The organism is Armatimonadota bacterium (assembly GCA_016223145.1).
GTDB lineage: Bacteria > Armatimonadota > Fimbriimonadia > Fimbriimonadales > Fimbriimonadaceae > Nitrosymbiomonas.
In genome coordinates this window covers 67,181-92,631 of the sequence record JACRPN010000011.1, presented here as the reverse complement: position 1 = coordinate 92,631, position 25,451 = coordinate 67,181, and the positions used below count along the sequence as shown (strand labels likewise).

Genomic DNA, 25,451 nt, shown 5'->3' with positions numbered 1-25,451 from the left:
TCGCTTCATGGTTTGGCTCGCGAAGTACCCCTCCACCCGGGTCGCTTCGCTCACCGAACTCTCCCTCAAGGGGCGAGGTGATCTCGGGCATTGTCGGCGGTACCATCGGGCCATCATGCTTCCGCTGGCTCTGCTCTTGGCATCGCTTCAGACCGTCGATGGCAACGCGACGATCCGCGGCAAGACCGAAGACTCGGAGATCGTGGTTACGACCACCAACCGATGTGCCGGGGCCATCCACTCCCTGACATGGCGGGGAAAGGAGTTTCTGGATTCTTATGACCATGGCAGGCAGCTTCAGTCCGCGAGCAACTTCGACTGTGGGACGCCCATCACGGGCGAAACCTATAACCCCACCGAGGCGGGATCGCGGCGCGACGGGACCGGCGACAAGAGCTCCAGCAAGCTGCTCTCCCTCTCTGCAAGAGGCAACAGGCTCTTGACGAGGTCACAGATGGCCTTTTGGCTGGCGCCCGGCGAGCTTTCCGAGGGCAATCCCGCGAAGAACACGACGGTTCTCTCGAACCATATCCTTGAAAAGCGCGTGACGATCGGGGCGCAAGGCAGACCCCATCGAATCGCCTACGACGTGGCGTTCACCCTGCCCGCCGACGAAGAACACGGCCAAGCGGTTTTTGAATCGCTTACGGGCTATATGCACCCAGATTTCAGCGCGTTCTTACGGTTCGATCCTGTCAAGCGGACCCTCGAGCCTCTGAGCGATGGTCCCGGCGAGCAGGCCGATCCGGTGGTGCTCTCCACTCCTGATGGCGCCTATGCGATGGGGATCTTCTCTCCTGAACCGGCGGCCAAGGGCTACGGCCGGTGGCGGTTTGTCGCCGAGAAGGTTGTTAAATGGAACTGCGTGTTTCGGGTGCGGAACCCCAAGCCTGGGGCGAGTTACACCTATCGGCACCATGTGCTGGTGGGCTCGCGCGAGCAGGTGCGTCAGGAGCTGGATCTGTTGGTGAAATAGGCTACTTGCCGCCGGTCATCATGATGCCCTTAATAAACCACCTTTGTCCAAAGATAAACAGAACGATGAGAGGAAGCATCACGAGTACGGAACCCGCCATCAGGAGGTGCCACTGCTCGTTGTTGAGCGAGCGATAGGTCTGCAACCCTAGCTCCAGCGTCTGCTTCTCGGGCGAGTTCAGGTAGAGAAGCGGCCCCATAAAGTCCTTCCAGGAATAGATGAAGGCAAAGAGGCCCACGGTCGCCAGCGCGGGCCCCGAAAGCGGCAGGATGATGCGCCAGAGGATCACCGAATGGGAGGCGCCGTCGAGCAGCGCGGCCTCGTCCAGTTCACGCGGAATACTCATGAAGAATTGGCGGAGCAGGAAGATGTTGAACGCGCCACCACCAAACCAGGCCGGCACCCAGAGCGGATAGAACGTGTCGATCCAATAGAGATATTTGTACAGCACATAGGTTGGAATCATGGTCACAACGGCGGGCAGCATCATCGTGCTGAGCAGGAGCAAGAAGAGGCGGTCTCTGCCACGAAAGCGGAGCCTGGCGAAGCCGTATGCTACCAAGGCCGAGGACACGAGCACGCCCGTCGTCGAGAGCAGAGCGATGACAAAAGTGTTTTTGAAGAAGAGCTGGAAGCTGACGTTGGGGTTGGTCAGAACGGTAGTGAAATTGGCCCAGGTCAGGTCTTGGGGCCACGCCCACGCCGAGGTGGTCGCGATCTCGTGCTCCGTCTTGAGGGCCATCGCCACCATCACCTACAGAGGCAGGGTGAACACGACTCCCCCGAGCGCCATCGCCAGTCTTGAAAGGACGCCCAGGGCTGCGCCAATCCTCACGGCTCGCCGTGTTGCGCGGCGATAGTGCTCGTTCGCGGCGTCGGTTTGCTCCAGGGCGGTGGGTTGCTCGTTCATTTCGTCCCCGTTTCGTAATAGACCCACTTGCTGAGGCGCATTTGGAGCAGCGTGAACGCCAGCACGACGGCGAACAGAACCCAGGCCAGCGCGGCGGCGTAGCCAAGCCGGAGGGTCGCGAACGCCGCCGAGTAAACGCTGATCATGAACACGAGCATCGAGTTGTTCGGGCCACCGTTCGGGCCGTTGGTGATGACGAACACCTGGGTGAAGACCTGGAACGCGCCGATGAAGCCGGTGATGAGGCAGAAGAACAGCGAGGGGGTGAGCAGCGGGAGCGTGATGGCTTTCATCCTCTGGAACGGGCTGGCGCCGTCCACTTTGGCGGCTTCGTAGTAGAACTCCGGGATGCCCTGGAGCCCGGCAAGCAGGATCACCATCGCCCCACCGACTCCCAAGAAGGAGAGCAGAACCAAGGTCCCGAGTGCCGTGTGCTCGTTGCCAAACCAGTTGATCTGCTCACCCGGCTGTCCGGCCCAGTTGCTAAGGGCCTCACCGATCGGCTTGAGCACCGGACCGTAGAGGATCGAGTTCACAAGACCGCCATCCGGTGCGAAGATCTTGCGCGAGATCAGCGACATGGCCACCGCAGAAGCGATGGAAGGCAGGTAGTAGATCGCACGGAAAAGCGGTACACCTCGCACCTTTTGGTTCAAGAGCATCGCGAGAAGAAGCGCCACCACGATTCCCAATGGCGTCGCGATGAGCGTGTAGAGCGCAGTGACCTTGAGCGCCACCCAAAACCGGGGGTCCTCGGTGAAGGCCTCGCGGAAGTTGCCTGCTCCACGCCATTGCGCGGACTGCATCATGTCCCAGTTCATGGTGGACATCAGCAGCGAGAGGATCATGGGCCCGAGAGTGAAGAGGGCCATGCCGATGAGCCACGGCGAGATGAACTTGTAGCCCGCCAGGCTTTCTTGCCGCTCGCGGCGTGTGAACTTGATCTTGCGCTCGGGCCAGTAGACCGCCGTCAGGATGAGCGCCAAGACGCCAAAGGCGACGGCAATCCCAATGCCCCAGGGAAAAGCGGGAAGGGCTTCCTCCCTCAAGATTTGACCCAGGCGAGTCGAAGCCTCCTCGTTTGCGGCTTTTAGGCCCGCCGAAGGGGTGGTGATGCCGTTGTAGATGCTGTCCCTTCGAGAGTCGATGAAAGCCTGAATCTCGGCCCAGTAGTCCGCTGTGACCCCGAACTGCACATAGGGCACGGCCTGGTCCGTGGCGATCCGGTTTTCGGGATAGCGCTGCTCGAGGGGCGTATCGGGTCCCGGCAGCCAGATTCCCGGCGTAAGCGCAAGCTTGCGAATGGCGGGCTGTGCGATTCCGGCTTTGGCCATGGCGATCATGCCCGGAGGGCCGGCGAGGTAGCGCGCAAGCTTCCATGATTGCTCGGGATAGCGGGTCGTTCGAAAGATGCTGTAGCCGGAGCCGCCCGTCGTATAGGCACGGTTTTCGCCGCCGTTGAGCGAGCTTGCGCAGGCAGGAAAGAGCGTGATGTCCCACTCAAAGAAGCCCTTCTTGCCGGGCCTGAGCATCTTGCGCATGTTGGGGGTCTCCCAAATGCCGTTTTGGAACATCGCGACCTTCTTGCTCACGAACAGCAATTGAGTCGTCGACTGGAGCACGGAACTGACCTCCGTGTTGCTGGGCGCCCACTTCTTCTTGAGCGTTAGGTCCACAAAGAAGTCGTAGACCTTGCGCATTTCCGGGCTGTCATAGTAGAGCTTAGTCGGTTTCTGATAATCGTCGACCGGCTTCACGCCATAGCTGTACATGAAGGTATCGGCCATGAGGCCCGGCCAGCCGGGCGCGTAGCCGTATTGCTTGACCTTTCCGTCCGGGCCCTTCTTGGTGAGCTGTTGCATCACCCAAAGGAAGTCCTTTTCGCGAAGCTCCGGCCGGACCTTGAAATCCCAGGTCCATGTCCCGTCGGGGTACGGGATGCCTGCCTCCCGAAACAGCTCCTTGTTGTAGTAGATGAGGCAGCTTGGGGCGATGTCACGGGGCAGAACGTAGAGATTGCCGTCCAAAGTGTGCGCGTCGACGATTGGCTTGTAGTAGTCGCGGATATCCATGTCGGGCGTCCGCGAAAGAAACTCGTTAAGCGGGTAGAGGGCCTTTCGTTTGGCGAGCGCCTGAAAGTGGCCCATATCCATCATCGCGACGTCCGGCGCAGCGTTCGCCGCGAACTGGACGAGCATCTTCTGGTGGTAGAGGTTGTAGTCGCCGAAGTTCTCGACCCGGACTTTGATGTCCGGGTTTTCGCGCTCGAAGTCGCGGACGACCCGCTTCAAGATTCTAAGGGCCTCATCCCCGTCCCAGAGCGTCAGGCGAAGGGTAACAGGCTCCGCGCCGGCAATGGCCCCGGCAATAGCCAAACACAGTCCAGCAAACATCTTGGCCAGGCTGCACCGGTTCATGGCTACCTTCAGAGAATAGCCCAAGAGTCCTTCAGTTTGGTCTTGGCACCGTAAAGGTGCGGTGAAGTCCTCGCCCATGCGCCACAATCGGCAGTGCTTACACTTCTTGCGGCAGCGTTGCTCAGCGACAAGATCTTCAACGGCAAGGACCTCGATGGATGGGAAATCGTGGGTGGAGGGCGGTGGACCGTAGAAAAGGGCGTGCTGACCGGGTCCTGCACCAAGTCGGACGAGCAGGGGATCTTGGTGTACAAACAGCAGGTCAAGGACTTCACGGCAAAGCTGCAATTCAAGATCGCGAGCGGAAACAGCGGGTTCTATTTCCGCACCGAGCGCGTCGAAGGGCAGCCGCTGGTCAAGGGCATGCAGGCCGAAATCGACGCGATCGATGACGTCGCGGGCATTTGGGAGACGGCTGGGCGGGGATGGGTGTTCAAGCCGACCCCGGAGATCCACGCGACAGCCAAGTTTGTTCCCGGCGAGTGGGCCCGAATGGAGGTCTCTGCAATTGGGACCCACTATATCGTGAAACTCAATGGTAAGACGATCACCGACATCGACGACCCCCAGGGCCGACGAGAGGGCTGGGTGGCACTGCAACTACACGGCGGCGTGGACATGACGGTGTCGTTCAAGGACATGTACCTGACTCGGCTGCCTTCGAAACAGTGAGGCGCTCCAGAATTCAATTGCCGGCACGTCGTCCTTGAAGGAGGCTTGCCCGTTCGCGTCGAACTGGGTGGCATGGCCACCCATCCCACCCGCCGCGACGTGCTTCGAACCTCTGCCGCCGGAGCCGTAACCTTGGCGCTTCCGGTTTTCGGCGCGGCTCAGAACTCCCCCAAGTCCCCCCAGAAGGTCCGATTCGCCTGCATTGGAGTGGGCGGCAAGGGCGACAGCGACACTGCCGACGCGAACCGTCTCGGCGTGGTCGTCGCGATCTGCGATGCCGACCGAAACACGCTCGCCAACTCGCTCAAGAAGTACCCCGACGCCAAACCCTACACCGACTATCGCTACATGCTGCAGGACATGCGCAGCAGCATCGACGCCGTGACCGTCAGCACTCCTGATCACAACCATGGTCTGGCTTCCGCCATGGCCATGATGATGGGCAAACACGCTTTCTGCCAGAAGCCGCTGACCCGCACCGTTTGGGAGACCCGCCGCCTCGCCGAACTCGCCATCAAGCACAACCTCGCCACCCAGATGGGCAACCAGGGCACCGCAAACGACGAGCTTCGTCGTGCTGCGATGGCCGTCAAGAACGGCGCGATTGGGACGGTGAAGGAAGTCCACGTTTGGACCGACCGCGCCGAGGGCTGGTGGCCGCAGGGCGTTGGGCACCCGATGCCGGACGTCAAGCCGGCAAGCGTCGACTGGGACGCTTGGCTCGGGCCGGCGCCGGTGCGGCACTTCTCAAACGCCTATCACCCCTTCCGCTGGCGAGGGTGGTGGGACTTCGGCGCCGGCGCGATGGGCGATATGGGCTGCCATGTGCTCAACCTGCCCTTCATGGCGCTCGACCTGCGCGACCCGATCGCCTTCCGGGCAGAAGTCTCGGATCACAACGATGAGACCTACCCCCGCTGGTCGATCATCCATTACGAGTTCCCCGAGCGCAACGGCCGCGCGGCTCTGAAGCTCACCTGGTACGACGGAGGCAAAAAACCCTCCCAGGACTTCGTCCCCGGCGTCCAGTACAGCGGCGGCGGGGTCATCATCGTTGGGTCCTCTGGCACGCTGTATGTGCCCAGCGAACACGGAAGTGGAGCGACGATCCTCGGCAAGGGAGCGCCACAAGCCGACTTTGAGAAGTCGCCAGGGCACTTCGAGGAGTTCATTCGGGCCATCGAGGGCGGAAAGCCGGCGATGTCGAACTTCCCCGGCTATGCTTGTCCGCTCACGGAGACGGTCGTGCTCGGCAACCTTGCCGCTTGGGCGCCGGGAGACCGGCTCGAATGGGATGCCGCCAACATGAGGGTGAAGGGTCGATCGGACCTGGATGCGATGCTGAAACCGACGTATCGGAAGGGTTGGGATTATTGAGCGAAACTGCGTTTTGGTAGCTTCGCAAGACAGAAGAGTCTGGTGCGCGGGAAAGGACTCGAACCTTCACGCCTTGTGAGCACTACCACCTCAAGGTAGCGTGTCTACCAATTTCACCACCCGCGCGGGAGGAACCGCATTATACCAGACGTCCGTTGGACCGGAACCCCTTGGTTTTCGATCCTCAACAGGTCCATTTGAGACTCTTCTGCCGCCAACGGTTGGCTGCCTCAACCGCGCGAGGCCTCACCCTCCGCAGGGCGCGAAATCCACCGCAGGGGTTGCATTAATTCACCACATTTTGATGATACATTCACCATACGATGGCGCATAATTCACCACTGAGGATCGAGAAATGAACTGGGAACGCCTCGCCATGAACGACATACGAGCGGCTCTTGCAGACACGCCTGTGGTGCTGATCCATGGACCGCGCCAGGCCGGAAAGAGCTGGCTGGCGAAACGCGCCGCCGACGCGCGATTCGGCGGCGCCTATGTGACGCTCGACGACTTGCTCTCTTTGGATCTTGCCGAAAGCGACCCCGAGGAGTTTCTTCGAGCTCATGGCACTCCGCTGGTGATCGACGAGGTTCAGCGGGCTCCTCGACTCCTCCTCGCGATCAAGGCCGCCGTGGACCGTCAGCGAGAGCCCGGCATGTACCTGTTGACCGGTTCGGCCAACGTGCTGACTTTGCCAAAGGTGGCCGACACCCTCGTCGGTCGCATGGAGGTGATCGACCTCTTGCCGCTCTCACAAGCAGAGATCGAGGGCCGGCCAGAGAGGTTTCTTGAAAGGGCTTTCTCCGACGAGCGCTTTTCGAGCGTTACCCCGGTCTCACCGACCGAGGTGATGGAACGGGTAGTGCGGGGCGGCTTCCCAGAAGCCGCGACCCGGCCGGCGGGGAGCCGTCGCGATGCCTGGTTTCGGAGCTACGTGCGGACGCTGATCGAAAGAGATGTGCGCAGCCTCTCGAACATCGACGGCTTGAGCCAGGTTCCGCGCCTGCTGAATCTGCTCGCCGCCCGCTCGGGGACGCTGCTCAACATCAGCAGCATCTCTCGAGAGACGGAGATCCCTGCCACGACGCTCACTCGGTACTTGGCTCTGCTCGGGTCCCTCTTCTTGGTGCAGCCGGTTCCCGCCTGGTCTTTCAATCGAGGCCTCCCGCTCATCAAGGCGCCAAAAGCCTACTTGGTGGATTCCGGCCTGCTTTGCCACCTCACCCGGCGCACCACGGCTAGCATGGCCGCCGATCGCAACCAGTTTGGCGCGGCGCTTGTGGCGTTTGTGGCGATGGAGCTTCGAAAGCTGGCCAACGCCAGCGGTCTGAGGCCGACGATCCAGCATCTGCGCAGCGTGCGTGGCAAGGAGGTTGACTTTGTTTTGGAGCTTGGAGATGGGAAGATCGTGGGGATCGAGGTCAAAGCGGGACAGACTGCCAGTCCGGCGGACTTTTCCGGTCTGAGGTTCTTACGCGAGCTTGCGGGAGCCCGGTTTGTGAAGGGGATCCTGTTGTACTGCGGGGAGGAGACGCGACCTGCGGAAAGCAATCTCTGGGCTGTGCCGATCTCGGCTCTCTGGTCCTAATGCGATCCCTACTTTCGCCACTTTGCCCACATCTTGGGTTCTGCGAGCATCGGCATGAACACGCCGCCCACGACCGAGCGCGCCTGAAAGCCGACCTGCTTGGCATCGGTGGTCCAGTGCCAGTCGGAGAAGGGCACACGGCTCGGAGACTCGTTCAGGAACGCATAGAGCGGGTCGAGCATCGCCTGCATGTCTGCCTTGTTCGAGGCCAGAGTGGCGGTCCAGGCACACCAATCACCCTTGGTATAGGCGCTCCGGTTGTCGAGCGGGAGGCCGTACTTGGCCATCTTCGTCCTGTAGTAGGCCACTTCGGTCTCGAAGACCTCCTTCGGAAAGAGGTTGAGGCCAAGCACACGGTCCCAGGCGAGGTTGTACTTCTGGCTCCAAGTGCCTGGCTTGTCGAAGGCCAGCTTGTAGTGGTCGCCGTCTTTAGCCATCGCGATCCACTTCTTCGCATAGTCCTCGGCGATTGCGCGATAGTGTTTTGCATCGGCCAACTGCTCGGCTGCATTGCACAGATCGGCGAACGCTGCTATGCCTAAGATCGCCTTGAGCGAGAGGTTGGCGTTATGGGCCAGGTGCCCTGCAAAGTCGTCGGTGCAGAGCTGGTTGGCGGGATCGAGGCCGTACTGCACCAGATAATCCGTCCAAGTCTTGAGCAGTTTCCAGTATTGAGCGGCGAAATCAGGCTTGCCTTCCGCTTTGGCCAAGGCGCAGGCCATCAACACCATGTTGCCGCTTTCCTCGACCGGCATCTGGTTCTCTTCGGTGCGCTCACCCCCGCCATAGACCTGGCCGTTGGCGATTGGGAAGGTGCCGAGATCATGGGGAGCGAAGGGCCACTTCCACCTAGCCAGGCTGGCGTAATCCATGATCGGCTTGACCTGCGCCTTGAGGAGTTCTGGACTGAGCAACAGGTACATCGGCGAGCCTGGGTACGTCACGTCCACGGTCGCAATGCAACCGTTGCTGAAGCACTCCTTGCTGAACAGCAGCGGCGCTCCGTCCACGTCCGCGCACAATTGCTGAGCGCCAATGGACTGCCGATAGGCCAGCGAGCCGACTTCAGCGTATTTGGGCCCGCCGACCACTTCGAGGTCCTTCCTCAGGTCTGCATCGAACGCGGCGCACTTGCAGAAAACGTCAGCGCGATCTGTGTAGGCCATATCCAACACCTGCCCAATGTCTGCACCGGTTCGTGCCCAATACGGGTTGAGCCGGCGCTGAAGAAACTCGATCGCGGGCTTTCGGTCAAAGGCGATGAGGAGCGTGGCTTCGCCTCCCCGCAGCGAGGTGCTGGCCGCCATCACGGGGAAGTCGTCGTCGGCTGCGCGGGGCATCCGCGTATCGTCGAAGGTTGCCGCCGACCCCGATGAGACAAAGGCGGATCGACTGGCGCCGTGGCCCGCGATCGCCGACTGCCAGCCACTTTCGCGCGGCACCGCGAGGATCAGCTTGCCCCAATCTCCTCTGAGGTCGTCGCCCGCCCGGGTGAGGGGTTCGGGGTTGTGCACCCCCATGCTCAGGAGCTCTAGAGCGCCTGCGCGCAGACGGCTCCAACTGACCTTCTGATTGGTCTTGTCCACGCACCACTCGCTGGAAACGTCCAGATAGAATTCTATAGACTTGCTCGCTTCCCCGAGTGGCCTCACCTGGACGTAGGTCGCCGGCCTGGAAAGGAGGTCGAGGTCCTTGGGCAGTATCGGACTGATGAACCTCACCTCGAATCCTGCGCCTCCCGCTTCGAACCGATAGGTGGTGGTGGTCGGATCGACTCGAACACTGAGTTGCTTGGCGGCGGGCAGATCGCCTCCTGGCACGCCCGACCAGCGATAGCACTTGCCGTCCACGCGCACGAGGCCACACAGGGCCATGGTGCTGCCGGTCCAGTGGGTCGTCCAACGATCAGTGAGTTTGTCGGCAGCCGACCAGACGCTGAAATATGGGTCGTGGACGACGAGCGGGACGGCAGGAGGGCGGAACGTGCTTTGTTGCATGGAAGGGCTTCCGTGGGTGGCGAGAGCGCCAGCGATTGCGCAGATGGCGAGCACCGACATAGCCCGATTCTATGCCAAAGCCGCTCGGTTCCGCATGACTTCCGGGCTTGCCATCAGGCACACTTGGGGTCCCATGTCCGAACGCATCCCCATCTACTACACCTTCGGCAACCATCACCACTGGGTGGATATGGAGTGGCTGTGGGGCTATAAGGTCACGCCCGACTCCGTGCGCGACATGCTCTACTTCTGCCGCGAGACCGGAGCGAAAGGCAATGTGAACTTCGACGGGGTGGGCTATGAGAAGATGGCTGCCGAGTGCCCCGAGGCGCTCGCCGAGCTCAAAGAGGCCATCGCAAAGGGCCAGATCGAACCGGTTGGATGCTCCTATGGGCAGCCTTACGGGCTTTTTCATGGGGGAGAATCGAATATTCGACAAAGGATTTATGGTGTGCGCGCCGTCATGCGCCTTTTGGGCACGAGGCCCCGCACTTTCTGGGAAGAGGAGTTCGACTTCTTCCCACAATTGCCCCAGATTCTGAAGGGCTGTGGGTTCGAAAACGCCTCGCTCTACTTCCAGTGGACCTGGCACACGCCGGAGGTGCCGAAGGAAGACGTGCCCGTGGTCTGGTGGGAAGCGCCGGACGGCTCAAGGTTGCTGACCGCAACAAGAAACCGGCTGAACCTGCACCAGTGGCCCGAAGACTTCCAGATTCTGCTCAACGAAATAGCCTCCCAGCCCCCAACACCTGAACACCCAGCACCCAACACCTCTCCTCCCCTCATCCTCCAATGGCTTGAGCTCATTCCTTCGCCGGACTGGATGTGCCGCGCGGAGCTGATGATCCCGATGCTAAAGAAACTCCTGGCCGACGAGCGGTTCGAGGTGAAGATGGGGACGTTGGGGGAGTACCTGAGTGGGATTGCGGATTGCGGATTGGCGATTACGGATTCAGGAAATGCCGAATCCAATCCGAAATCCGAAATCCAAAATCCGCAATCGAGCATCCCCGTCCGGCGCTACACGATGGACCAGGTCTGGCACGGCATGAGCCTGGGAAAGAACGGGGATTCGGCCCCACGGGCAAGCCATCGCGCTGAAGCATGCCTCCTCTCTGTAGAGGTCGTCGCTTCCGTCCTAGGGCTCTTTGGCCGCCCCTATCCGGACTGGGATGTGTATCCCGTCTGGGAATACGAGGAGGCATGGCGGAATCTCCTCGTGGCTCAGCACCACGACAACCACGAGTGCGAGGGACTTTGCGGCCATGTCGCCGATCCTATGTATTCGCTAGTTGCGCAGACCAGCCACGAAGGGGGCCGAGGACTCGATCTCCTTGCACGGCGAGTCGGGCTTCAGGATGACGAGATGTTGGTCTTTAACCGGTTCGGCTGGCAAAGAAAGGTGCGGTGCGGTGCGGCTGAAGCGCGGCTTGTGCTTGACATGGCGCCTTTCTCCTATCGGGTAGTCAAGAAACAAGGCGTCGTCGACAAAGGAAGATGGCGAAAGGAGGACGAGAATGCCGTTTTCGAGCGTGGCTCCCTGCGAATTGACGTTGATCTTAAGAGGGGTCAGATCACTCGATTCTCAGCCCCACCCTTCAGCGCGGGATACCCTCTTGAGGGACCTTGGCCCAGGCTCAAGGTGATCCAAAGTGGTGTTCCGGTGGATGGTCGCACCGGCCCGACTCGCGTCGACGTGACCTCCGAAGAGGTGTTCGTCACATCCGGCGATCTGGCTTACTGGCTTAGGGTTCCGGAGAATGCAGACGCCCTGGACCTAACCGTGAGCTACGAGCCGACCGAGTTTTACGACAAAGGCATGAACGCGGGCCCAAGGGTCATCTTCGAGCCAGGCTTCGACGTTCATGAAGCTCGGTGCGACCTCCCATTTGGCGTCGACAAAGTGCGCCCCTCTCCCAAGGGACTCAAAAAGTACCCGGAAGCTGACTGGATGACTTCCCCCCAGTGGTTTGAAACCGTATATGGAGGGTTCACGGCCCAGACGTTTGTCGATTTAGTCTCCGACAACGGACACGGGCTACTGATTGCTCATAGTGGCTCCCAACAGTGGTTCCTTAGAGAAGGTCGCTACGAGAATCTCATTTCAATGATCGATCCGTGGGACGAGCATGATTTCAATCCAAACGCGAGGACCCACTACCGGCTGACACCTCATGGTCCGCTATCGGATTCTGAGCGCTGGAAGTTGGCCAGGGAGCTGTTCGGCCAGGCAGAATGGGGAGGACCGATGGACTCAATCGAGTGGGATCCCGACCTCATGCGGACGGCACCACGCATTTGCGACATGCCTGAGTCCTTCTCCCCCCTCTCTTGCTCCCCTTCCAACGTCGTCCCGACCGCGTTCTATCGCGAGGAGGAGTTCTACGCAGGGAGGGATCTCGAGCACTACGCCGGGCGAGGGATGGGACATCCCTTCGTCATCCGGTTGGTGGAGTTCGACGGGCTGGAATCCGACGTAGAGCTGACGCTGCCGGGGCCGATCGCCAAGGCGTTCAAGACGAACCTCATGGGCGAGCTCGAAGTGGAATTGGAGCCGGTGGAAGGGAGATCCCCCTCCTTGGTTTTGCGAAGCGAAACTGAGGTGGGGGATGGGGGTGGAGACCCGGGCAGCAGGGGATCCCAGAACCTCCACCCCCCAGCCCCCTCCCCTCTCGCGTCGGGAGTCGCTCCAAGGGGAGGGGGCTCATTCCCCTTCTCCTGGCAAACCCTTCGCTTCAAGATGCGGCCTTATGAGATCGCAACCGTCTACGCCGACCTCGTTCCCGGCAGGAAGCAGTTCCGGGATCTGGACGCCATGCGCAAGGTCTGGGCGACCGTGCACCGGGTGGAGGAATGAGGGGATGTCTCCCACCCCAACCCCTCCCTCATTTTCGACTTCGTCAAAAACAAGGGAGGGGCTTGCGAACTACGATAGGTCTTTCAACACCTCGGCGAATTTCTCTTTCACGACTTTGCGTTTGACCTTGAGCGATGGGGTCAGCTCGCCTGTTTCGACGCTGAACGAGGCATCGACCAGGGCGTAGCGCTTGACCTTCTCAAAGTCCGCGAGGCCCTTGTTGATGCCCGAAATCTCGTCCTTCAAGAGCGCCTTGACGGCTTCGTCCTCCGCCATCGCGTGGTTGTTCGCAAAGGCCCGGCCCTCGTCTTTATATTTCGCGGCAAGCCGCTCGAAGTTGGGAACGATCAAGCCGAAAACATACTCCTTTCCGTCGCCAAAGAGCACCGCCTCCTGAATCCAGGGGCTTTCCTTGAGCCTGTTTTCGATGGGTTGCGGGGCGACGTTTTTGCCGTTCGCCAGAATCAGCAGGTCCTTCTTCCGGTCGGTGATCTTCAGGTGTTTTCCCTCCCATTCACCGATGTCGCCACTGTGGAACCAACCCTCGGCGTCGATGGCCTCCGCCGTCTCCTTGGGCAGGCTGTGATACCCCAGCATCACGCTCTTGCCGCGAATCAGGATTTCGCCATCCTCCGCCAGCTTGATCTCAACGCCTGCGATTGGCTCTCCCACGGTCCAGTACTTGGAGCGGTCGGGGTGGTTCACGGAACTGGCCGCTGTGGTCTCAGTGAGGCCGTAGCCCTGAAGCACATGAAGCCCGAACGCCATATAGAACTCGGCCACCGGGGGCGGAAGCGCCGCACCGCCCGAAACGAAGAACCGGATGTTGCCACCCACGCGTGCCCGAATCTTCTTTCCGACGATGGCGTTCAAAATGGGAAAGAACGGCGCGAAGCCTCCTCTGGCCTTCTTAACGCCCAGGCTCATCGCCATCGCCAACAGCCTTCGTTGCAGCGGCTTGGCCTTCTTGGTCCCATCGAGGATCTTGTCGCGCGTGGCCTCAAGAAACCTGGGAACACAGAGCAGGATCGTCGGTTTGACCGCCATCAGATCGTTGGCCAGCGTTAGCAGACCCTTCGAGTACGCGCAGGTTGCGCCGCACGATATTGGCAGCCACTGGCCTGCAACCCTCTCAAACACGTGCGACATCGGGAGGAAGGTGAGAAAAGTGTCGCGATGATCGATCGGAAGGCTCTTGACTACGTTCGCCAGCAGCCAGGGGCCGCTCTCCTGGGCCAGCATGGCGCCCTTGGGAGGGCCCGTGGTGCCACTGGTGTAGATGAAAGTCGCGACGTCCTGCGGGCCAACGGAGTCAATGCTCGCGTTCAGCTCCTGGTCCTCCAGATCGCTCGCGTGGGATTCCGCCAGGGCCGTCATCGACTCTGCGCCCTCGAAGAGCTGGATGACCCGAACCTCCGGCAGGCCGCGGGCCTTTTCGGCCTGTGTTTCGTCTCCCGCAATCACCACCTTTGCGCCGGAATTCTGGACGATGTACTGCGCTTGATCGGCCGGCAGGGTGGGATAGATCGGCACCAACACCACACCCAGGCACTGGCAGCCCCAGTCGACCCACGACCACTCGATTCGGTTCTCGCTCTGGATGGCGACGCGGTCCCCTTTCTTCAGCCCGAGACTCTGAAGTGCGCCGGCATAGGCCCGGGCCTTCTCCCAAAGCTCGGTGTAGGTCACTGTCTTCCAAGAGCCGTCACTTGGGTAGATCTGCGCCGCCTTGTCCTTCCAGGTGCGGCACGAGGCGCGCAGCATGCGCCCGAGGGTGTTCACTTCTTCCGACATCGCAAGTCCCTACGAATTCGGTGGGGCTCGGGTTGGGTCCTGCAAGGGCGCCGGTTGGGTGCCTTCGGGCAATCGCAGGCACGGAACCTGCGGCTATCGTTCCTTTGCTCCCTCGCTCAGGTAGGCTAAAGCCTGCGGCTACGGGTCCGCTTGTCCCTCCGTCCCTCCTATACCAGCGACAGCTCTTTTGCCGCGAAGTAGAAATTGACGAGTGCCGCCGCGAGGTCCTGAGGTTCGGCCTCCAGGGAGTGGATGCCCGCCCCCTCCAGCAGCGTGCCCGCGCGCTTGCGGTCCTCGACCAGCAGCGCCGTGCTCGCCTTCTGGTAGAGGTCCTCTTCCACTTCTATAGGGCTCTCCAGCCGAACCCGGTGCCCAGGATCGCCGACCCTTGCCAGAAGCATCAGGTGCCTCTTGGGCATCGCGCCGAGGCCCTTTACGAGGTCCTTCGAGTTGCCTTCGTCGTCGAGATCGGTGAATGAGACGATCAACGACCTTCGCTTCCAGCGGGTCGCAAGATAGGCGAACGCCGCAGCGTGATCGCTCTCGATGGGTTCAGCCAGGAGGTCGTGGATCGCTTCGATGATGACGCCGAGCTGGTTCCTCCCCTTGCGCGGCGGGATGTAGCGCTTCACAGTATCGGAATACACCAAGAGCCCCACCAGGTCGCCCCCAGAGAAGGCTGCCTGGGCCAACATGAGCAGCGAGTCAAGGGTGTGATCGAGCTTGGTGGCGCCGCCTGCTTCGGCCAGCATTCGGCGGCCAACATCCACGCACAGGATCACGGATTGGTTTCGCTCGGTTTCGTATTGCCGGACCACGAGCTTGCCGCGCCTGGCCGTAGCTTTCCAGTCGATCTTGCGGTAATCGTCGCCATCGGCGTAGTCGCGAAGCGATTCAAACTCCATTCCCAGGCCGCGCACGCGCGACTTTCGGATCCCCATCTGCTGGAGGCGTCCCCTCTGCTTCAGGAGGTCGAACTCGCGGAGCGCCAAGACGTTTGGATACACGCGAACCGGCTGTTCCGTCCTCAGGCGCACGACCCTTTCGGCGAGCCCAAGTGGGCAGGCGATCCGAACGAATGTCCCTCGGAAGTAGTCGCTACCCCTTTGAGAGGGTGTGAGATGGTAGGAGAAGACCGCGGACTGCTCCGGCTTGAGGTGCAGCGGAAACTCCCGCCGCGACGCCGAGAACTCGGGCGGTGGCTCATCGCGAAGCACTCCGTCGAGCGCTTCAAGGCCCCGGTTCTCAAGGTGGAGCTCCACACGGTTCGAGGCCCGAACCGAGAGCACCGGGTCGAATCGCCTCACCACGCGCAGGCCCGCCGCCGAGGGCCCGAGCCAGTAACTGATCCCCAAGGCTAGAAAGAGGCAGCCATTGAGCGCGACAATCGGCAGCACGGCCCCCTTGGCGCCAAGGGCCGCCGCCGCCGGGATGGCCAGCGCCAATAGGAGCCAGAAGCGTCGAGTGGGCAACATCGTCGGAAGCCTTTCGGACCATCTTGGCACGACAGGGGCCTAAAGCCGCTTGGCAGGGGTAGGATGCTTGCCATGGCGCAAGAGCTCATCCTGCTCAGCCCCGAGAAGACGGTGCTGTCCATACGGCTTGCCAGCCTGGCCTCGCGCGTCCTCGCCCACGTCCTGGATCTCTTCATTTATGTGGTCCTGGTCGCGGCTACCTACATGGTCCTCGGGATCCTCTCCGTGGCGAACGCCATCGATATGCAGGCGGTCAACGCGCTTTTCATGTTCTTGTCGCTCTCGGGCCTCTTCCTCTATTTCATCCTCTTCGAGGCCCTCTGGAACGGCCAGACCCTTGGCAAGAAGGCCGCGGGCATCCGGGTCCGCATGGCCGACGGCACGCCGGTCACCCCACAGGCCGCCATAGGGCGAAACCTCGTGCGCCCGGCGGACCTGCTCCCGACGGCCTACTTTCTGGGGCTTGTGGCTATGTTTACCAACACAAAGTCTCAACGGATCGGTGATCTTGCCGCCAACACTATCGTGGTCCACGATCGCCGGCCCCAACCGATCTTCCAGCCTGCGCCTTACGTGCTGGGCGAACATCGATTCGAGTCGCAGGTGGGCGATTTGACGGGCATGACGCTCGCAGAATATGTAGCTTTGAAGCGGTTTTGCGACCGTTATCCGGAGCTCTCGGCGGCATCACAGGGCCGCTTCGTGGGCGAGGTCTGGGACCCGTTCGCCCGCCGCCGCGGGGTCCCCAGTCTGCCGGGCGTCCACCCTTTGCAGCTTGCCGAGGCGGTGGTGATGAAGTACGGGAGAATCCACGGATTGTTATGAGCGTGTGTGGACAGAAGGTGGATTACGTTTTGGACGGTTTCTGTGTTAACTATCGGTTTTCGAAAACTTGTACGAATCGCACATTTTCCACGGCATTTTCCACAATGCACCACCGACGGTGCTGTGGCCTCTCAAGTTCAATTGCGGCCTTTTCGCGGCGAACGCGAGCCTGAAGGAAGTGAGTTTTCCACATTCTGGTTCGCCGTATTAGTAAGAGTAGATTTTCATGCATGAGCTTGACCTAGAGAACTCCGGTGGGGACAAGCCGGCCGATTCGGCTTTGTGCGGTGTTGCCCAGCTCTCACTGAGGCACTTTCGAAACTACCTGAGTGAATCGGTCAGCCTATCTCAAGGGTTCAACGTCGTCTCGGGTCCGAACGCCCAAGGGAAGACGAACCTCCTGGAGGCGCTCTACCTCTTGGGCACGGCGCGGCTTCTGCGGGGGGTTCGGGACCGGGAGGCCATTGCCATCGGCGAGACATCCGCATCCGTCAAGGGCTCTCTGGCCTCGCAGCCCACGGAGATCGAGATCCGAATCGAGGAGTCGGTCCGCAAATCGGCTTATCTGAACGGTCTGAAGCTGCCGCGAGCTTCAGATGTGCTGGGGCGGCTGCCCTGCGTAAGCGTCTCAAGCTTCGATTTGGCTCTGGCTCAAGGAGAACCCTCCGGGCGCAGGTTGTTCTTGGACCTGGAGCTCTCACAGACCTACCCCAGCTACCTCAGGGCGTTGAGCCTCTACAAGAAGGCGCTGGAGCATCGAAACGCACTTTTGAAGGCGGCTCGGGAGACCATGGTGGACTCGGCTCAGTTCGAGACGTGGGAGACGCACATGGCACAAGGCGGCGCCGAGATACGCCGGATGAGGGGCGAGTTCCTCGAGGAGCTGGACCCTCTCGGGCGGGCCATACACGGCACTCTGGGGGGTGGTGAGGCTCTCGGGCTGCGTTTCGCCCCGAAAGACGCCCACGACACGGCAGAGGGCCTCTTCAGGGCGTTTGTGCAGGGACGCGTGGAGGACATCATGCGCGGAACGACCACCATGGGCCCACACCGTGACGACCTCCAGATCGAGGTCGACGACAGGGACGCCCGGCTGTTTGGGAGCCAGGGCCAGCAGCGCACGGCGGTGATTTCGCTCAAGCTCGCGACGCTCCTGCTCGCCCGCCAGCAGGGCCGAGTCCCGCTCCTGCTCCTGGATGACATGCTCTCCGACCTGGATGAACGCCGCCGACAAAACTTGACGCAGTGGGTACTGGATCATGCGGGACAAGCCGTGCTAACCTGTACCGAACCCGAATCCGCCGGCGCGTCGCTGCTGGCAAGGTCCAAGGTGTTTCGCGTCACTTCGGGCCGAATCAGCGAGGCATAGCGGATCACCATTGCCATGCGTCCTCTCGACTCCATCCTAAAGTCGGCACTCCCTCAGAGGGAGGTTTTGCGTCAGGCGCGCGCAAACAAGACGCTGAGGCGTTGGAATGAGGTGGTTGGCGAGACCTTGGCGACGAAGTCTTGGCCGGAGCGCTACGAGCAGGGAACGATCCACGTCTGCGTACAAGGATCGAGCTGGCTGCTAGAACTCTCCCTCAGGAAGGAACAAATACTAGATAAGCTAGCCGTGTTTAGCGGCGAACCGGGCTTGTTCAAGGACTTGCGCTTCACCGACAAGGCGCTTCCCAGCCCGCCACCTCCTCCGCCTCCGCAGCGAACACGAAGAGGAGTCACGCAGACGATAGAAGAAATCAGGCAGAAGTGGTTCGGGGAAGGCAGCGATGAGGAGGGAGCTTGAACTTAGGCCGCTGTTGCTGGCCGCCATCGGCCTGGCGCTCGGCATCGTGGCCATCACGGAACCTGTGTGGCTCATTCTGGTTGCCGTTCTCGGGGTCGTGTGCCGGCCGTTAGCCTGCAAGACGATTTTGCTAGTATGTCTTATTACTGGCGTCATTCTGGCGCCGAAAGGCGTTGCTGGCCCATCAGCGGGCTCAGGCTGGTTTCACGGTGAAGCGACGGTGGTGGGCATGCCGACCATAGAGCAGAGAGGGTTTCGATGTGAAGTGAGGTCAGGCGTCAACCAGTATTTGCTGGAATGCGAAGGGTTCCCTAGGCTTTCGATTGGCGACGTGCTCGAGGTGGCTGCCGAGGTGCGGAATGTCGATCCGACGTTCAATGTGTCTATGGGCCGACGCGGCATTCTTGGAGTGATCAAGGCAAAGGCCGCAGACATACGTGTGAAGGCGGAAGGCCCATCGGTCTTTCGATGGGCTGCCCAGTGGCGCGAGTCGTTCATCACCATGTGCAATAGTACGCTAGGTGACCGAACATCTACACTGGTTCAAGCCCTCTGCTTCAATGTCCGTGGGGGAATCTCGGACGGAGACATGGCCAACCTCAAGCGGACGGGAATCGTGCACATCGTCTCCACCTCCGGTTTGCATGTGCTCATCCTGGCGTTCAGCCTGCAGTTTGGGCTTGGCCTCACGCCAATGCCACGGTCCAGCCAACTTGTGGTGCTTTATCTTCTTCTCGCCTTCTACGCTTGTGCCACGGGCCTCGACCCGCCCATCGTCAGGTCCGTGCTGATGGCGGCCGCCATCATGTCTGCCCCCTGGTTCGAGCGTGAGGGCGATTTCCCGTCGGCAGTCGGGCTTGCGGCGGCGGCGTTTCTGCTGTGGAGGCCACTTGAGGTCTTCGAGCTCAGCTTCCAGCTTTCGTTCGTGGCGGTTCTAGCCCTTTGGATGTTTGCGCGTGGCGCGCACTCTTCCGGCAGGGGGCCGAAGGCTCTGCTCAAGGCACAAGTGAGTTCCAGCGTTCGGGCCAGCGCCGTCGCCACGTTGGCGACGGCGCCCCTTCTGGCCCGGGCCTTTGGGACCTTTTCGATTGTGGCGGTAGTGGCCAACCTTCTCGTAGCAGGCACGATCGGCCCGCTGATCGTCTGCGCCCTGGTGGCTTGGGCCGTCTTCCCAATCTCAGAGGCTCTTTCGCAGGGCCTCATGCACGTCGTCGTCGAGCCTCTGGCTCTGTGGGTCTTGGCGGTTACGGAAACCCTGGGAAGCCAGACCTGGAGCAGCGTTATGGTTCCGGAGCTTCCGGGGCTCTTCTGGGGGTTGGTTTACCTTGGGGCGATTCTGGTGTGGAGGCCGATTGCGCGCCCGGCTTAAGGTCGCCGCCATCGCCGCGGGCTCTCTTGCGGCGGGGAGCCTTACGGGGACCCTGACGGCTTCGGGCCAACCCACCGAGCTCTGGTTTCTGGACGTGGGACAAGGGGATTGCGCCGTGTTTCGACACGCGGGGGTGACCGTGCTCATCGACGCCGGCCCGGCCGCTCCTGATCGCGATACGGCGGCGCAAGGGATCATCAGGGACCTTAGGCGCATGGGCGTCACGGCGGTCGACCTGGTCCTTCTGTCACATCCCGACGCCGACCACGTGGGAGGCTTGCGGGGAATCGCGAGGCACATTCCGGTTCGAAAGGTGGGAGCAATGGCCCACTTTGCATCGAGTTCCGACCTGGGCTATTGGCTTCGCGAGGCACGGATTGACGAATCCCGCGTGGCCTGGCTCTCGCCGGGATCTCGCATCGAGTTCGGGTCGTTCCGCATCGAGGTGGATTCCGTCCGATTCGCGCAGGGCGATCCGGACAACTTCGGGTCGATGTTCCTGCGGGTGGAGGGCGGAACCGCCGCTGCCGACTTCTCGGGAGATGCCGACGCGATAGCCGAAGCGGTGCTCTCGGGGCGCCGCAATTGGCGCGCGCAGGTGCTGAAAGCGGGCCATCACGGAAGCCGAACTTCCACTTCGGAGGCCTGGCTCCGGGCCGTCGAGCCAAACACCGTGGTCTTTTCTTGTGGCCGCCATAACAGCTATGGGCATCCTTCAAAGGAGGCGCTGGCGCGCGTCACCTCAGCCGGCGCAACGGCCGTCCGAACCGACCAGGAGGGGGACATTCGGTTCGAGTTGCGAAACGGCGCGTTCGTGCGCGTTCGCTAAGGGGCGGCGCTAATCCGAACACCCAAATACCCGGCGGCGTTCGGCAAGCTGCTCAATGGTTGTGTTCAGGCTCGCGAGTCGCTGCCTGGCTTGTTCCACAACCTCTGGCTTGGCCCTCTCGACGAAGCTCGGATTCGATAACTGAGCCTCGATGCGGGCTCTTTCACCTTCAGCCTTCGCGAGTTCCTGCTGGAGCCTGGCGCACTCCTTGTCCAGATCAAGCCCTTCAACGGGAACCGATAGCTGGAAGCCCTCGCAAGAGGTCGAAAGGCAGCGAACGCCCGATTCGGGCTCGCCCACGACCAGATCCTCGAGCCAAGCCTGGCTTAGCAGGATTTCTCGGCCGCCGGGCCATTCCCGATCGATGTAGGCTCGCGGAATCGCTTTCATCGGCGTCAAGCCGGCCTCATGCCTTAGAGCGCGGAGCGCGCGAACCGCGGCGAAGGTTTGTTCCAACTTGGCCTCGACACCGGGCTGATGGAAATGTTGCGGCAGCGACGGCCAGGAAGATCCCATCAGGAACGGGTCGCGCTGCGCAAGAGGCAGGTGCTGGTACAGCGCCTCGGTGATGTGCGGCATGATCGGGTGGAGCATCTTCAGCACGGCCTCGATCGCGGTGAGGAGCACCCATTTTGGCGCGGTCTCCCCAGCCAGCAGACGCGACTTGCATATCTCGATGTACCAGTCGCAGAGCTCGCTCCAGAAAAAGCCGTAGAGGCTCCAGGCAGCGTCCTGAAAGCGGTATTGGGAATAGGCGTCTCGCACAGACTTCTCCAGGCTGTAGAGCCGGCTGAGCAGCCACTGATCGACCTCTTGGAGCGCGTTGGGCTCAACGGGCGGCTCCACGATGTTCATCAGAACGAAGCGCGTCGCGTTCCAGAGCTTGTTGCAGAAGTTGCGCGCGTCTTCGACCCTGCGATCGCCAAACCGCAAGTCCTGATTCTCACCCGTTTGGCACAGGAGCGCGAATCGCAAAGCATCGGCGCCATGCTTCTCGATGAGCTCGGTGGGGTCCTTGCCTGTGCCGAGGCTCTTGCTCATGCGCTGACCGGATTCAGTTAGGACGGTGGCGTAGATGAAGACCTCGTGGAACGGCGCCTCGCCGAGGAAGTCCATCCCCATCATGATCATCCTGGCAACCCACAGGTAGATGATGTTTCGATCGGTGATCAGCGCAGAAGTTGGGTAGTACCGGGAGAGGTCCTCGGTGTTTTCGGGCCAGCCGAGGGTCGCGAACGGCCAAAGCCCGCTGGAGAACCAGGTGTCGAGCACATCTTCGTCCTGGCGGACCACCTTCTTCCCAGACTTGGCCTCGGCCTCTTCCTTGCTCAGGGCGGCAACGGCGGAACCGTCTTCCATGTAGTAGACAGGAATTCGGTGGCCCCACCAAAGCTGGCGGCTGATGCACCAATCCCGGATGTTCTCCATCCAGTCGAGGTACACCTTCTCGTAGCGCTCAGGATAGAACCGCACCTTTCCTGACTTTACGGCCTCGATTCCGGGCCCGGCCAGCTGCTTCTGAGCGACAAACCACTGCTCGGACAGCAGCGGCTCTATGGGCTCGCCTGACCGCTCCGAGACCAGCAGCGGAATGTCGTAATCCTCCACCTTCACGAGGAACCCATGCTCTTCGAGGTCGTGAACCACGCGCTTCCGCGCCTCAACCCGGTCCAAGCCTGCATAGGGACCCCCAAGTTCGGTGACCCTTGCTCTGGAGTCCAAAATGACCGGCATGTCGAGCTCGTGGCGGACTCCCATCTCGTAGTCGTTGGGATCGTGTGCGGGCGTGACCTTCACCGCGCCGGTCCCAAACTCGGGGTCCGGGTAAGGGTCGGCAATCAGTGGAATCTCGCGATTCATAAGCGGCAGGACAAGGCTCTTGCCGATCATGCCTGAGTAGCGGGGGTCCTTTTCGTTGACGGCGACGGCCACGTCGCCCAGCATCGTCTCTGGGCGGGTTGTGGCGACGACAAGCGAGCCGGAACCATCGGCGAATGGGTAGCGAACGTGATAAAGCTTGCCGCGCACCGTTCTTCGCTCTGTTTCGATGTCGGAGACGCTCGTTTCGAGCACGGGGTCCCAGTTGACCACCCTCTTGCCGCGATAGATGATGCCACGGTCGTACCAATCCACGAAAACCTTCAGAACAGCCTTCGCATAAGCGTCGTCGAGCGTGAAGCGCTGCCGCGGCCAGTCGAACCCGCAGCCGAGCAGTCGAAGCTGGTTCAAGATGGTGTCGCCGCTCTCTTTGCGCCACTCCCATACGCGCTCGAGGAACTTCTCGCGACCTATGGCCGAGGGGCTTGTCCCTTCCTTTCGCAGCAGCTTGGAGACCACGCTTTGGGTGGCGATACCGGCGTGATCCTGGCCGGGCAGGACGAGCACCGATTTGCCGGCCAGCCTGTGAAATCGCCCGAGGCAGTCTTGGATGGGATAGCAGAGCGCGTGCCCCATATGGAGCGAGCCCGTGATGTTGGGAGGCGGAATTGTGATGCAGTAGGTAGGCTTGCCCGGGTCTGGGTCGGGCGAGAAGAGCCCTGCACGCTCCCATTCACCGTACCACTTGCTTTCCACCGATGACGCGTCGTAGCGCGTCGACATCTCGCCTGAATGTTCCATGAGTACCCTTTCCTGTCGCGAAAGTGGGGAAAGTGTACCTGGGGGTGGCGCTCGCACCAAAGTGGGGGCTGCGTGTTTCACGTGAAACATGCGGCGCGCCTATCGCCGAACCTCAGCCAGATTCCTGGGCAAGGGGCTCTTCGACTGAGGTGAAGAGCCTGCGGACCACGTCCTCGATATCCACCTCCTCGATCTTCAAATCCACAACCGAAAGCTCCTTCAGCGCGCGGCCGGTGACTGTAGCAACGCGATCGGCCGGAACTTCCAGCACGGCCTCGCCCTCTTCGTTCGAGATCACCTTGCCGAGCTTTTCGAGAATCTCCTGGCTTGCGTCTCCCTCCAGGTGGAGCCGAATCCGGCGCTCGTTGCCGAATCGGTGCGAGAGGGCGTCGAGCGTTCCGTCGAACACGAGGCTCCCGTGGTCGATCACGATCACGCGGTGGCAGAGCTCGGCAACGTCCTGCATGTAGTGGCTCGTGAGCAAAATCGTGGAACCATCCTGCCGATGCAGCTCCCTCAAGAAGTCGCGCACGCGTTTTTGGCTGACCACGTCGAGGCCCAAAGTTGGTTCATCGAGAAACACCACTTCTGGGGCGTGAAGCAGCGCTGCGACCAGCTCGCATTTCATTCTCTCGCCAAGGCTAAGCTTGCGAACTTGCACGTTAATCTTCTCGCTCAGATCGAGAATCTCGATCAGGTGCTCGACGCGGGACTTGAACGCGGCGTCGGGCACCTCATAGATCTCTTTCAGCACCAGAAAGCCGTCCCATGCCGGCAGGTCCCACCAAAGCTGCATCTTGTTGCCCATCAGCAGGGTCAGCCGCTTGAGCATTTCGATCTTTCGGTCCGTCGGCCGGTAGCCGAGCACTGTGGCCGAGCCCGAGCTGGGATAGAGGATGCCTGTAAGCATCTTGAGCGTTGTCGTCTTGCCGGCGCCGTTCGGCCCCAGGAAGCCAACAAACTCCCCGGCCTCCACTGAGAAGGAGATGTCCTTGACGGCCTCGACTTCGGTGCGCTCCCGGGTGACCAGCCCCTTGATGGCGCCTAGAACCCCAGGCGTCTTCTTGTGCGAAACGTAGACCTTGCGCAGGTGGCTTACTTCGACCGCGGGCATGCGGGCCGATCTTACCCTGCGCCCTCCTACTCGGGCCAAAACAGGACCACGGCCACGACCGCCGGAGCGGAGGCGAGCAAAGAGTCAATTCGGTCGAGCACGCCGCCATGTCCCGGAAGAATGGCGCCGCTATCTTTGAGCCCGGCGGACCGCTTGAGATAGCTCTCGAAGAGGTCGCCCAACTGACCCAAAACGCCGCACGCCAGTCCGCACGAGAGGCCCAGCAACGGGCCGCGCTGGGTGAGCGAGGCGGCAAGCACCCCCACGGCCAGGCACGCGGCCAGATTGGCGATCGCGCCTTCGACGGATTTTCCTGGGGAGATCTTTGGCGCGAGCTTGTGCTTGCCCCATTTCTTTCCAACGAGCATCGCGGCCGTGTCGCCCGCCCAAAGCGGCGCGAGGGCAAGGAGGGCCGGATCGGTCCAGTTCCACGCCGAAGTCGCCGTTGCGGCGGCATCAGCTTTGAGAAGCACCAGGCTCGCCAAGGGCGCCGCCACCCAGAGCGAGGCCGCTTCCTTCGCCAGGCGAGTGGCATACGCCGTGGTGAGCAAGAACGCCCCAAAGAACCCGGCCGCCAAGAGCCCAAGGTTTCGAAGGTAGAAGCTCTGAGCTGTCCACCCCGGCAACTCCTGCGCCAACAGTCCGGCAAGAAGCAGCATCAGAACCAGGCCGAAGAGCGGAAATGGATAGCGTTCCTTGGGTGTGAACTTGGTCAATTCCCAAGACCCGGAAAGCGTTGCGAGGACCGTCAGGGCGAAGAGGGGCCAGGGAGAAGCGAGGAAGACGCAGGCAAGCACCACCGGAATGCCGATGAGAGCCGTGGCGACTCGATGCTTCACGCTTTGG

Annotated in this window: 19 protein-coding genes and 1 tRNA gene; 10 read left to right on the top strand and 10 right to left on the bottom strand. The window is 61.4% G+C overall.

The genetic code is table 11. The annotated features are described in order from the left end of the window. The first annotated feature begins 115 nt into the window (after positions 1-115). The gene (locus tag HZC36_09150; GenBank protein ID MBI5707140.1) at positions 116-976 is read left to right on the top strand and encodes a hypothetical protein; all 861 of its coding nucleotides are present in this window, start codon (positions 116-118) and stop codon (positions 974-976) included. A gap of 1 nt (position 977) precedes the next feature. On the opposite strand, the gene HZC36_09145 is transcribed toward HZC36_09150, so the two are convergent. The 3 genes from HZC36_09145 to HZC36_09135 are packed head-to-tail and all read right to left on the bottom strand — an operon-like array spanning position 978 to position 4,303. Beyond that, positions 978-1,718, bottom strand: a complete 741-nt coding sequence (locus HZC36_09145) for a carbohydrate ABC transporter permease (GenBank protein ID MBI5707139.1) — start codon at positions 1,716-1,718, stop codon at positions 978-980. A gap of 12 nt (positions 1,719-1,730) precedes the next feature. Next, positions 1,731-1,886 (bottom strand): hypothetical protein, encoded by a 156-nt coding sequence (locus tag HZC36_09140; GenBank protein MBI5707138.1) that lies wholly within the window; start codon positions 1,884-1,886, stop codon positions 1,731-1,733. Then, positions 1,883-4,303, bottom strand: a complete 2,421-nt coding sequence (locus HZC36_09135; protein MBI5707137.1) for an extracellular solute-binding protein — start codon at positions 4,301-4,303, stop codon at positions 1,883-1,885. Before HZC36_09135 ends, HZC36_09140 begins: the two co-directional genes overlap by 4 nt. 93 nt (positions 4,304-4,396) lie before the next feature. Here HZC36_09135 and HZC36_09130 point away from each other — a divergent pair, with 93 nt between their 5' ends. Together HZC36_09130 and HZC36_09125 are read left to right on the top strand one after the other, a co-directional pair. Next, positions 4,397-4,975, top strand: coding sequence for a DUF1080 domain-containing protein (locus HZC36_09130; GenBank protein ID MBI5707136.1), 579 nt, complete (start codon positions 4,397-4,399; stop codon positions 4,973-4,975). A gap of 72 nt (positions 4,976-5,047) precedes the next feature. Next, positions 5,048-6,352: a Gfo/Idh/MocA family oxidoreductase gene (locus tag HZC36_09125; protein ID MBI5707135.1), complete on the top strand. Its 1,305-nt coding sequence runs from the start codon at positions 5,048-5,050 to the stop codon at positions 6,350-6,352. 40 nt (positions 6,353-6,392) lie between these two features. On the opposite strand, the gene HZC36_09120 is transcribed toward HZC36_09125, so the two are convergent. Beyond that, a tRNA-Leu gene (locus HZC36_09120) sits at positions 6,393-6,478 on the bottom strand. Positions 6,479-6,707: 229 nt separating this feature from the next. On the opposite strand from HZC36_09120, the gene HZC36_09115 reads away from it, so the two are divergent. Next, positions 6,708-7,940, top strand: a complete 1,233-nt coding sequence (locus HZC36_09115) for an ATP-binding protein (GenBank protein ID MBI5707134.1) — start codon at positions 6,708-6,710, stop codon at positions 7,938-7,940. A gap of 8 nt (positions 7,941-7,948) precedes the next feature. Here the strand turns inward: HZC36_09115 and HZC36_09110 are convergent, their stop codons facing one another. Then, positions 7,949-9,997 carry a DUF4965 domain-containing protein gene (locus HZC36_09110; GenBank protein ID MBI5707133.1) on the bottom strand — a complete coding sequence of 683 codons (2,049 nt, stop codon included), beginning with the start codon at positions 9,995-9,997 and terminating at the stop codon, positions 7,949-7,951. 73 nt (positions 9,998-10,070) lie between these two features. Here HZC36_09110 and HZC36_09105 point away from each other — a divergent pair, with 73 nt between their 5' ends. Beyond that, a complete protein-coding gene (locus HZC36_09105) occupies positions 10,071-12,794 on the top strand; it encodes a hypothetical protein (protein MBI5707132.1) in 2,724 nt (907 codons plus the stop codon). A gap of 69 nt (positions 12,795-12,863) precedes the next feature. Here HZC36_09105 and HZC36_09100 read toward each other — a convergent pair whose 3' ends face one another. Next, entirely contained in the window at positions 12,864-14,588 is a 1,725-nt protein-coding gene (locus tag HZC36_09100) for a long-chain fatty acid--CoA ligase (GenBank protein ID MBI5707131.1), read from the bottom strand. A 167-nt stretch (positions 14,589-14,755) separates the two neighbouring features. Further along, positions 14,756-16,063, bottom strand: a complete 1,308-nt coding sequence (locus HZC36_09095; protein MBI5707130.1) for a DUF58 domain-containing protein — start codon at positions 16,061-16,063, stop codon at positions 14,756-14,758. Between the two features lie 72 nt (positions 16,064-16,135). On the opposite strand from HZC36_09095, the gene HZC36_09090 reads away from it, so the two are divergent. The 5 genes from HZC36_09090 (at position 16,136) to HZC36_09070 (ending at position 20,872) form a co-directional block, all read left to right on the top strand. Further along, positions 16,136-16,888, top strand: a complete 753-nt coding sequence (locus HZC36_09090; GenBank protein ID MBI5707129.1) for an RDD family protein — start codon at positions 16,136-16,138, stop codon at positions 16,886-16,888. Between the two features lie 226 nt (positions 16,889-17,114). Next, the gene (gene recF, locus HZC36_09085) at positions 17,115-18,257 is read left to right on the top strand and encodes a DNA replication/repair protein RecF (GenBank protein MBI5707128.1); all 1,143 of its coding nucleotides are present in this window, start codon (positions 17,115-17,117) and stop codon (positions 18,255-18,257) included. Positions 18,258-18,272: 15 nt separating this feature from the next. Continuing rightward, positions 18,273-18,674, top strand: a complete 402-nt coding sequence (locus HZC36_09080) for a DUF721 domain-containing protein (GenBank protein ID MBI5707127.1) — start codon at positions 18,273-18,275, stop codon at positions 18,672-18,674. Next, a complete protein-coding gene (locus HZC36_09075; GenBank protein MBI5707126.1) occupies positions 18,658-20,043 on the top strand; it encodes a ComEC/Rec2 family competence protein in 1,386 nt (461 codons plus the stop codon). Before HZC36_09080 ends, HZC36_09075 begins: the two co-directional genes overlap by 17 nt. Further along, positions 20,027-20,872 (top strand): MBL fold metallo-hydrolase, encoded by an 846-nt coding sequence (locus HZC36_09070; GenBank protein ID MBI5707125.1) that lies wholly within the window; start codon positions 20,027-20,029, stop codon positions 20,870-20,872. The genes HZC36_09075 and HZC36_09070 overlap by 17 nt, the downstream gene beginning before the upstream one ends. 9 nt (positions 20,873-20,881) lie before the next feature. Here HZC36_09070 and HZC36_09065 read toward each other — a convergent pair whose 3' ends face one another. The 3 genes from HZC36_09065 to HZC36_09055 form a co-directional block, all read right to left on the bottom strand. After that, positions 20,882-23,491 (bottom strand): valine--tRNA ligase, encoded by a 2,610-nt coding sequence (locus HZC36_09065; protein ID MBI5707124.1) that lies wholly within the window; start codon positions 23,489-23,491, stop codon positions 20,882-20,884. A gap of 112 nt (positions 23,492-23,603) precedes the next feature. Further along, on the bottom strand, positions 23,604-24,605 hold the full coding sequence (locus HZC36_09060; GenBank protein MBI5707123.1) for an ATP-binding cassette domain-containing protein: 1,002 nt from the start codon (positions 24,603-24,605) through the stop codon (positions 23,604-23,606). A 26-nt stretch (positions 24,606-24,631) separates the two neighbouring features. Next, positions 24,632-25,444, bottom strand: coding sequence for a phosphatidate cytidylyltransferase (locus tag HZC36_09055; GenBank protein MBI5707122.1), 813 nt, complete (start codon positions 25,442-25,444; stop codon positions 24,632-24,634). Positions 25,445-25,451 lie beyond the last annotated feature (7 nt).

Coding starts and splice junctions, on each gene's coding strand:
- HZC36_09060 (MBI5707123.1), bottom strand. CDS start 24,605: ATGCCCGCGGTCGAAGTAAGCCACCTGCGCAAGGTCTACGTTTCGCAC.
- recF (MBI5707128.1), top strand. CDS start 17,115: ATGCATGAGCTTGACCTAGAGAACTCCGGTGGGGACAAGCCGGCCGAT.
- HZC36_09145 (MBI5707139.1), bottom strand. CDS start 1,718: ATGGCCCTCAAGACGGAGCACGAGATCGCGACCACCTCGGCGTGGGCG.
- HZC36_09125 (MBI5707135.1), top strand. CDS start 5,048: ATGGCCACCCATCCCACCCGCCGCGACGTGCTTCGAACCTCTGCCGCC.
- HZC36_09150 (MBI5707140.1), top strand. CDS start 116: ATGCTTCCGCTGGCTCTGCTCTTGGCATCGCTTCAGACCGTCGATGGC.
- HZC36_09080 (MBI5707127.1), top strand. CDS start 18,273: ATGCGTCCTCTCGACTCCATCCTAAAGTCGGCACTCCCTCAGAGGGAG.
- HZC36_09115 (MBI5707134.1), top strand. CDS start 6,708: ATGAACTGGGAACGCCTCGCCATGAACGACATACGAGCGGCTCTTGCA.
- HZC36_09110 (MBI5707133.1), bottom strand. CDS start 9,997: ATGTCGGTGCTCGCCATCTGCGCAATCGCTGGCGCTCTCGCCACCCAC.
- HZC36_09090 (MBI5707129.1), top strand. CDS start 16,136: ATGGCGCAAGAGCTCATCCTGCTCAGCCCCGAGAAGACGGTGCTGTCC.
- HZC36_09075 (MBI5707126.1), top strand. CDS start 18,658: ATGAGGAGGGAGCTTGAACTTAGGCCGCTGTTGCTGGCCGCCATCGGC.
- HZC36_09065 (MBI5707124.1), bottom strand. CDS start 23,491: ATGGAACATTCAGGCGAGATGTCGACGCGCTACGACGCGTCATCGGTG.
- HZC36_09140 (MBI5707138.1), bottom strand. CDS start 1,886: ATGAACGAGCAACCCACCGCCCTGGAGCAAACCGACGCCGCGAACGAG.
- HZC36_09135 (MBI5707137.1), bottom strand. CDS start 4,303: ATGAACCGGTGCAGCCTGGCCAAGATGTTTGCTGGACTGTGTTTGGCT.
- HZC36_09095 (MBI5707130.1), bottom strand. CDS start 16,063: ATGTTGCCCACTCGACGCTTCTGGCTCCTATTGGCGCTGGCCATCCCG.
- HZC36_09100 (MBI5707131.1), bottom strand. CDS start 14,588: ATGTCGGAAGAAGTGAACACCCTCGGGCGCATGCTGCGCGCCTCGTGC.
- HZC36_09105 (MBI5707132.1), top strand. CDS start 10,071: ATGTCCGAACGCATCCCCATCTACTACACCTTCGGCAACCATCACCAC.